This is a genomic window from Anaeromyxobacter oryzisoli (assembly GCF_022690765.1).
Taxonomy (GTDB): domain Bacteria; phylum Myxococcota; class Myxococcia; order Myxococcales; family Anaeromyxobacteraceae; genus Anaeromyxobacter; species Anaeromyxobacter oryzisoli.
In genome coordinates this window covers 21,605-28,891 of record NZ_JALCZA010000057.1, presented here as the reverse complement: position 1 = coordinate 28,891, position 7,287 = coordinate 21,605, and the positions used below count along the sequence as shown (strand labels likewise).

The following is a 7,287-nucleotide window of genomic DNA, read 5'->3' as shown; positions in this document are numbered from 1 at the left end:
CCCCGCGTCCCCAGCGCGCGGACCTCCGCCCGGATCTGGGCCGCCGCCTTCGTCGTCTCCGTATCCATGCCCGCGAGCGTCGCGCTCGCGCGGCATCCCGTCACGACGGGCTACGGCGAGGACTTACCGTCATTTCATTTGACGCTCCGCAAGGACACCCTCCGTAAACAAGATACACATCATCTCCACTCACCGTACAAGGTGACGCAGGCCCCTTTCGGGGATGCGCCAATCGCCGCCTCACGAAGGCGGTAGGGGGGATTACTGGTGTCAGATTGCCGAAGGAAGAAGTTCCTGGTCGCGCTTTCATTGGTTTCCGCGTTGGTCGCCGCGTGTGGCGGGAACGAGGCGGAGGACGCGATCGCCACGCGACGCGATGCGATCACGGTGACGCCGAAGGGGACGCTCCGGCTCGATCAGCCGCGCTACCGCGCGCCGTCGCCAGACGGGCCGAAGCAGCTCATCGTCGTGACGCTCGCGGACTCGGACCTCGACGTCGACAAGAGCCAGGCCGACACGGTCCAAGTGACGATCCAGATCGCGGGTAGCGCGGTCCAGCCCGAGGTCCTGACCCTCACCGAGACCGAGCCGAGCAGCGGCGTGTTCACGGGCACGATCCAGCTCGTCGCGGGCGCGGAGGTCGTGGGGAACGGCGTGCTCGAGGCCAAGGACAACGACACGATCATGGCGACCTACGCCGACGCGAACGACGGGACCGGGAACCCGGCGAACGTGACCGCGACCGCGCTGGTGGACAACCACTCGCCCGATCTCACCGTCGTTGCAGTGAAGGGCCCGTCCGCGGCTGCGCCGGGCGCCGCGGCGACGGTCCGCGTCACGATCGGCAACGACTCTTTCGGCGGGGCCGCGGCCGCGTTCCAGGTCGCGGTGCAGCTCATCGGGCCTTCGGGCGTGGTCGCGTCGCAGCTGGTGGACGTGGCAGCCGGGCTCGCCGCGGGCGCCACGGTGGACCTCGATGCGACCGTCACGGTCCCGAGCACGCTGGGCACGTACACGTGGAAGGCGGTCGTCGATCCCACGCCGGGGGTCGTGAGCGAGTTCGACGAGACGAACAACGAGCTCTTCGGGAACAGCGTGAGCGTGGGTCCCGACCTGATCGTGTCGGCGCTGAGCGGCCCGGCCACGGCGCTGGCCGCTGAGACCGTCAGCGTGAGCTATACGGTCACGAACGCGGGAGGCTCGACGGCGGGTGGGTCGAATGTCTGGGTGCAGCTGCTCAATTCGGGCGGCGGCGTCTGGTCCCAGGTGACCGCATCCGTTCCGGCGCTCGCAGCCGGGCAGAGCTACACCGGCTCCGTCTCCGTCCCCGTCCCCGCGAGCGTCAACGGCGCCGGCACCTGGAAGGCGACCGCCGACCTCTACAACTACGTCGCCGAAACGAACGAGTCGAACAACGTCCTCACCGGCAACTCCGTGCAGGTCACCGGGGCCGACCTCACGGTGTCCGCGCTGAGCGGCCCGCCGACCGCGCTCGCCGGGCAGACCGTCTCCGTGAGCTACACCGTGACGAACGCGGCCGGCGCAGGCGCGGCGGGTGGGTCGAATGTCTGGGTGCAGCTGCTCAATTCGGGCGGCGGCGTCTGGTCCCAGGTGACCGCATCCGTTCCGGCGCTCGCAGCCGGACAGAGCTACACCGGCTCCGTCTCCGTCCCCGTCCCCGCGAGCGTCAAGGGCGCCGGCACCTGGAAGGCGACCGCCGACCTCTACAACTACGTCGCCGAAACGAACGAGTCGAACAACGTCCTTACCGGCAACTCCGTGCAGGTCACCGGGGCCGACCTCACGGTGTCCGCGCTGAGCGGCCCGCCGACCGCGCTCGCCGGGCAGACCGTCTCTGTGAGCTACACCGTGACGAACGCGGCCGGCGCAGGCGCGGCGAGCGGGTCGAATATCTGGGTGCAGCTGCTCAACTCGAGCGGAGGCGTCTGGTACCAGGTGACCGCATCCGTTCCGGCGCTCGCAGCGGGACAGAGCTACACCGGCTCCGTCTCCGTCCCCGTCCCCGCGGGCGTCAACGGCGCCGGCACCTGGAAAGCGACCGCCGACCTCTACAACTACGTCGCCGAGACGAACGAGTCGAACAACGTCCTCACCGGCAACGCTGTGCAGGTCACCGGCAGCTAACTCCGACGCCTGACCGTCGCCGAGACGACGGCTGCGGGGCGGTGGGTCCGTGCTGGCCCGCCGCCCCGCTTCGTTTGCGCGCCCCGCGGCTCCCGCAAATCCCTCTCGACGACGTGGCCCGCCACGCGAGAATCGGGCCGAACGACGACTCGCTCCGCCCGCCCGACGGGGCGGGCGCTCGTTCGCCGCCACGGTCCGCTGTAGACTCCCTGCCATGCAAGTCCCCGGTGACCCGGCACCCGCCGGGCCCTCCCGCCCGCTGCCGCCCTTCGTCCAGGAGCTCGACACGCTGGTGCGGGCCCGCTACCCGCTCGTCTACCTCGTCACCTCGGAGGAGCAGCGGGTCGAGGCGATCCTGGCCGACCTCGCCCGCAGCCACGGCAAGGCGCTCCTCGGCTGGTCCGCGACGAAGGGGCTCCGGCGGCTGGACGGGGCGAAGGGGCCGCTCCCCGCCGCCCAGAGCCCGCTCGACGCGCTCGCCGCGGTGGAGAAGCTCTCCGAGCCGTCGCTCGTGGTGCTGGAGGACTTCCACCCTTACCTCCAGGACCCGCAGGTCGTGCGGGCGCTGCGCGACCTCGCCCACGCCCTCAAGTCCACCTACGCGACGGCCATCCTGCTCTCGCCCTCGCTCGTCATCCCGCCCGAGGTCGAGAAGGAGATCTCCGTCCTCGACGTCCCGCTCCCGACGTACGGGGACCTGCTCGAGCTGCTGAAGCAGATCGTCGGGGTGGTGCGCCGCAGCGAGAACGCGAAGGTCGAGCTCACCAACGCGGACGCCGATCAGCTCGTCCAGGCGGCGCTCGGGCTCACCCTCTCCGAGGCCGAGAGCGCCTTCGCGAAGGCCATCGCGACCGACGGCCGGCTCTCGCGGGCCGACGTGCCGCTCGTCCTCGAGGAGAAGCGGCAGGTGATCCGGAAGAGCGGGCTCCTCGAGTACTTCGCGCCCGACGCGAAGCTCGCCGACGTGGGCGGGCTCGACGCCCTCAAGGCCTGGCTCGCCCGCCGCGGCGCGGCCTTCTCCGAGGCGGCGCGCCGCTTCGGCCTGCCCCAGCCGAAGGGGCTCCTCCTCCTCGGCGTGCAGGGCTGCGGGAAGAGCCTCACCGCCAAGGCGATCGCGGCGCAGTGGGGGCTCCCGCTCCTGCGGCTCGACATGGGGCGCATCTTCAGCGGGCTCGTCGGCTCGTCGGAGGAGAACCTCCGCAAGGCGATCCGCGTCGCGGAGAGCGTCGCGCCGGTGGTGCTCTGGGTGGACGAGATCGAGAAGGGGCTCTCGGGCTCGCAGTCGTCCGGGATGGTGGACGGCGGCGTGTCCGCCCGCGTCTTCGGCGCGCTCCTCACCTGGCTCCAGGAGAAGACCGCCCCGGTCTTCGTGGTCGCCACCGCGAACCGGATCGAGCAGCTCCCCCCCGAGCTGCTGCGCAAGGGACGCTTCGACGAGCTCTTCTTCATCGACCTGCCCGCCGCGGCGGAGCGGCGGGAGATCTTCGAGATCCACCTCACGAAGCGCCGCCGCGACCCGGCGGCGTTCGACACCGCCGCGCTCGCCGCCCGCGCGCGGGGCTTCAGCGGGGCCGAGATCGAGCAGGCGGTGATCTCGGCGCTCTACGACGCGTTCGCCGAGCGGACCGACCTCTCCCAGGCGCAGCTCGAGCGGGCGGTGACGGAGTCCCTCCCGCTCTCGACCACGATGCGCGAGGAGATCGAGCGGCTCCGCGCCTGGGCCCGGGCCCGCACGCGCCCCGCCTCGACGCCGTGCGAGGAGGAGGCGACGCCGTGAACCCGCTCGATCGCTTCCGCCACCTCGAGCGTCGCCGGACGGCGCGGCGGGACGCCGGCGGTCCGCAGGGTCCCGCTCCGCGCGCGGAGCGGTTCGAGGGCGTCGAGCGCCCCTCCGCCACTCCGCTCCCCGCGCCGGCGACCGGGGCCAGCCTCGGGCGCTTCGGCCCCGCGCCCGAGCCGTCGCTGGAGCTCGCGGACACCGCCGGCGCGCGGCCGTTCACGCGCTGCGCCCGCTGCGGCACGGACTCGCACGCCTTCGCGACGGCCTGCCCGGGCTGCGGGGCGCGGCTCGACACGCCGGACCAGCACGCCTTCGACGAGCGGCTCCGGGCGGCGCGCGAGGCCGAGGCGGCGCGCGAGGAGGCGGCGAACGCGGGCCGCCGCGCGCTCCAGGCGCGCGACGCCGCGGACCAGGCGAGGGCGCGCCGTGCGCTCGCCGAGGCGATGGCCCGCGAGGTGGGCGAGCACGAGCGACGACGGCTCGACGCCGAGTACGGCGGGTGGGGGGGCGGGCTCGGCCGCTGGGGAGGCAGGTACGATCCCACCCCGCTCGGCCTCCGGCTGCTTCGCCTCCTCCCGGGTCCCGGCTGGCGGCTCACCGCCGGCGTCGTCGCCGCCGCCGCGGTGCTCGCCCTCGCCGCCCTCGGCCTCTCCGGCCTGGTCCACCGGCGCGGCGGCCCGCTCCTCGGCCTCGCCGTCTTCCTCGCCCTCGTCCTGATCGCGCCGCCGGGCCGCCTCACGCGACGCTGGTGGCTGTAGCGACCGGCTCAGCGATCACGCAGGGCGCGGGCGCGCGGCGAGAGCGCGTCGGCCGGCTGGGCCGCCACCGCCGCGCGGGCGTCCGCGTCGAGCTCCGCGCCCGCGGCGCCCGCCTCGAGCCAGAGCTCGACCGCGCGCCGCCGCCAGGCGCGGTCCCCGGGCCCGTCGCCCGCGTCGCGCGCGACCTCCGCCCGCTCCAGCATGAGCCGGGCGAGCGCCGCGGTCCGCGGCGGCTCCTTCACGAAGCCCGCGAGCATCGCCGCGTCCACCGACGCCGCCATGGCGAGATCGATCCCCGCGAGCCCAGCGGCGGCGTTGGCGATCTCCTTCACCGCCTCGTCCGCCCGCCCCTGCCGCCGGAGGGCGGCCACCCGGGCGATCGCCTGCGAGAGCTGCTCTGCGAGCCTCAGGATCCAGTCGCGTTGGAGGGACACGCCGTCATTCTACCCGCCGCGAGGGCCGGCTGATCGCCACCGCGCGCCGGACGTTCCGCCGGGCGCCTCCCCGCGGCTCCCCCGTTCGCCCGTGCCTCTTGCTTTTCGGAGTTGGGGTGGGCGATCTTCCGCGCACCTCTTTGCCCCCCGGAGGAGCAAGCCCTTGCAGAACGCGCGCCCTGAGCTCGTCGAGAAGGCGGTCAACACCATCCGCATGCTGGCCGCCGACGCGGTCCAGCAGGCGAACAGCGGCCACCCCGGCATGCCGATGGGCGCCGCCGACATGGCGCACGTCCTCTGGACCCGGCACCTGCGCTTCGATCCGGGCGAGCCGCGCTGGATCGGCCGGGACCGGTTCATCCTCTCCGGCGGCCACGGCTCCATGCTGCTGTACGCGCTGCTGCACCTCGCCGGCTTCGACGTCTCGCTCGACGATCTCCAGAAGTTCCGCCAGAAGGGCGCGCGCACGGCGGGTCACCCGGAGTTCGGGCTCCTCCCCGGCGTGGAGGTGACGAGCGGCCCGCTCGGTCAGGGCTTCGCGAACGGCGTCGGCTTCGCCCTCGGGCAGGCGATGCTCTCCGCCCAGCTCGGCCCGGGCAACCCGATCGCCGACCACTACGTCTACGCGATCTGCGGCGACGGCGACCTCATGGAGGGCGTCTCCGCCGAGGCGGCGAGCTTCGCCGGCCACCACCGGCTCGGCCGGCTCGTCTACCTCTACGACGACAACGGGATCACCATCGACGGCAAGACCTCGATCACCTTCGGCGAGGACGTCACGAAGCGGTTCGAGGCCTACGGCTGGCACGTGCAGGCGGTGGACGGCCGCGACCACGAGGCGATCGACCGCGCCCTCGTCGCGGCGAAGGCCGAGCTCTCGCGGCCGAGCCTCATCCGCGTGAAGACGGTGATCGGCTTCGGCTCGCCGAACAAGGCCGGGAAGTCGTCCTCGCACGGCGCGCCGCTCGGGGCCGACGAGCTCGCGGCGACCAAGAAGGCGCTCGGCTGGCCGCTCGAGCCGCGGTTCCTCGTCCCGGACGACGTCCGGGAGCTCTGGGCCGGCGTGCAGGCCGGGAAGGCCTCGCAGAAGGCGGCCTGGACGCGCGCGGCCGAGGCCTGGCGGGCGGCGCACCCGGAGCAGGCCGCCCTCCTCGACGCGCACGTGGAGCGCTGGGTGCCCGAGCGGATCGCGGACCGGCTCACGAGCGATCTGCCTCCCGCCGACGCGACGCGGAAGCTCTCCCAGGCCCTGCTCCAGAAGGCGGCGCCCATCGTCCCGGCGCTCGCCGGCGGCTCGGCCGACCTCGCGGAGTCGAACCTCACCGAGATCAAGGGCGGGGGCTCCGTCGCCGCGGGGAGCTACGGCGGCCGCAACGTGCACTTCGGCATCCGCGAGCACGCCATGGGGGCCATCGCCAACGGGATGGCCTACGACGGCCTCTTCATCCCGTTCGTCTCGACGTTCCTCCAGTTCGCCGACTACATGCGCCCGGCGGTCCGGCTCGCGGCCCTCGCGCGCCTGCAGGTCATCTACGTCTGGACGCACGACTCGATCTTCCTCGGCGAGGACGGGCCGACGCACCAGCCCATCGAGCACCTCTCGGCGCTCCGCGCGATCCCGAACCTGCACGTGGTCCGCCCGTCGGATCCCGAGGAGACCGCGCTCGGCTGGGCTCACGCCCTCACCCGCCGCGACGGCCCCACCGCGCTCGTCCTCACCCGCCAGAAGCTCGCGCCGGTCCACCGCGCGGGCGGCGCGAACCGCGACGCGATCTCGAGGGGCGGCTACGTGGTCGAGTCGCCGACGAACGCGGTGTTCACGATCGTGGCGACCGGCTCCGAGGTCCCGCTCGCGCAGGCGGCCCTCGCGCTGCTCGCGGAGAAGGGGACCCCGGGACGCCTCGTGTCGGTCCCGTGCCTCGAGTGCTTCCTCGCGCAGCCGCAGGCCTGGCGCGACGCCGTGCTGCCGCCGACGCAGAAGGTCGTGGTCCTGGAGGCGGCGCTCGGGGTCGAGTGGTGGCGCCTGGCCGGCAAGGACGGCCTCGTCCTCGGCATCGACCGCTTCGGCGAGAGCGCGCCGGAGAAGGCGCTCGCCGAGGAGTTCGGGTTCACGCCCGCGAAGGTCGCCGAGCGCGTTGCGGGGTGGATCGGCGGCACGCGGTAGCGGCCG

Annotated in this window: 5 protein-coding genes; 4 read left to right on the top strand and 1 reads right to left on the bottom strand. The window is 73.5% G+C overall.

Going from position 1 to position 7,287, the window contains the following annotated elements:
* Positions 1-387 precede the first annotated feature (387 nt).
* From MNZ27_RS16660 to MNZ27_RS16650, 3 genes are all read left to right on the top strand, one after another.
* The gene (locus MNZ27_RS16660; RefSeq protein WP_242395223.1) at positions 388-2,145 is read left to right on the top strand and encodes a CARDB domain-containing protein; all 1,758 of its coding nucleotides are present in this window, start codon (positions 388-390) and stop codon (positions 2,143-2,145) included.
* A 214-nt stretch (positions 2,146-2,359) separates the two neighbouring features.
* Complete coding sequence (locus tag MNZ27_RS16655) at positions 2,360-3,922, top strand: AAA family ATPase (protein WP_242395222.1); 1,563 nt, start codon at positions 2,360-2,362, stop codon at positions 3,920-3,922.
* Positions 3,919-4,683, top strand: a complete 765-nt coding sequence (locus MNZ27_RS16650) for a hypothetical protein (protein ID WP_242395221.1) — start codon at positions 3,919-3,921, stop codon at positions 4,681-4,683. The genes MNZ27_RS16655 and MNZ27_RS16650 overlap by 4 nt, the downstream gene beginning before the upstream one ends.
* Positions 4,684-4,691: 8 nt before the next feature.
* Here MNZ27_RS16650 and MNZ27_RS16645 read toward each other — a convergent pair whose 3' ends face one another.
* Positions 4,692-5,117, bottom strand: coding sequence for a hypothetical protein (locus MNZ27_RS16645; protein WP_242395220.1), 426 nt, complete (start codon positions 5,115-5,117; stop codon positions 4,692-4,694).
* Between the two features lie 163 nt (positions 5,118-5,280).
* Here MNZ27_RS16645 and tkt point away from each other — a divergent pair, with 163 nt between their 5' ends.
* On the top strand, positions 5,281-7,281 hold the full coding sequence (gene tkt / locus MNZ27_RS16640; protein ID WP_242395219.1) for a transketolase: 2,001 nt from the start codon (positions 5,281-5,283) through the stop codon (positions 7,279-7,281).
* Positions 7,282-7,287: the final 6 nt, after the last annotated feature.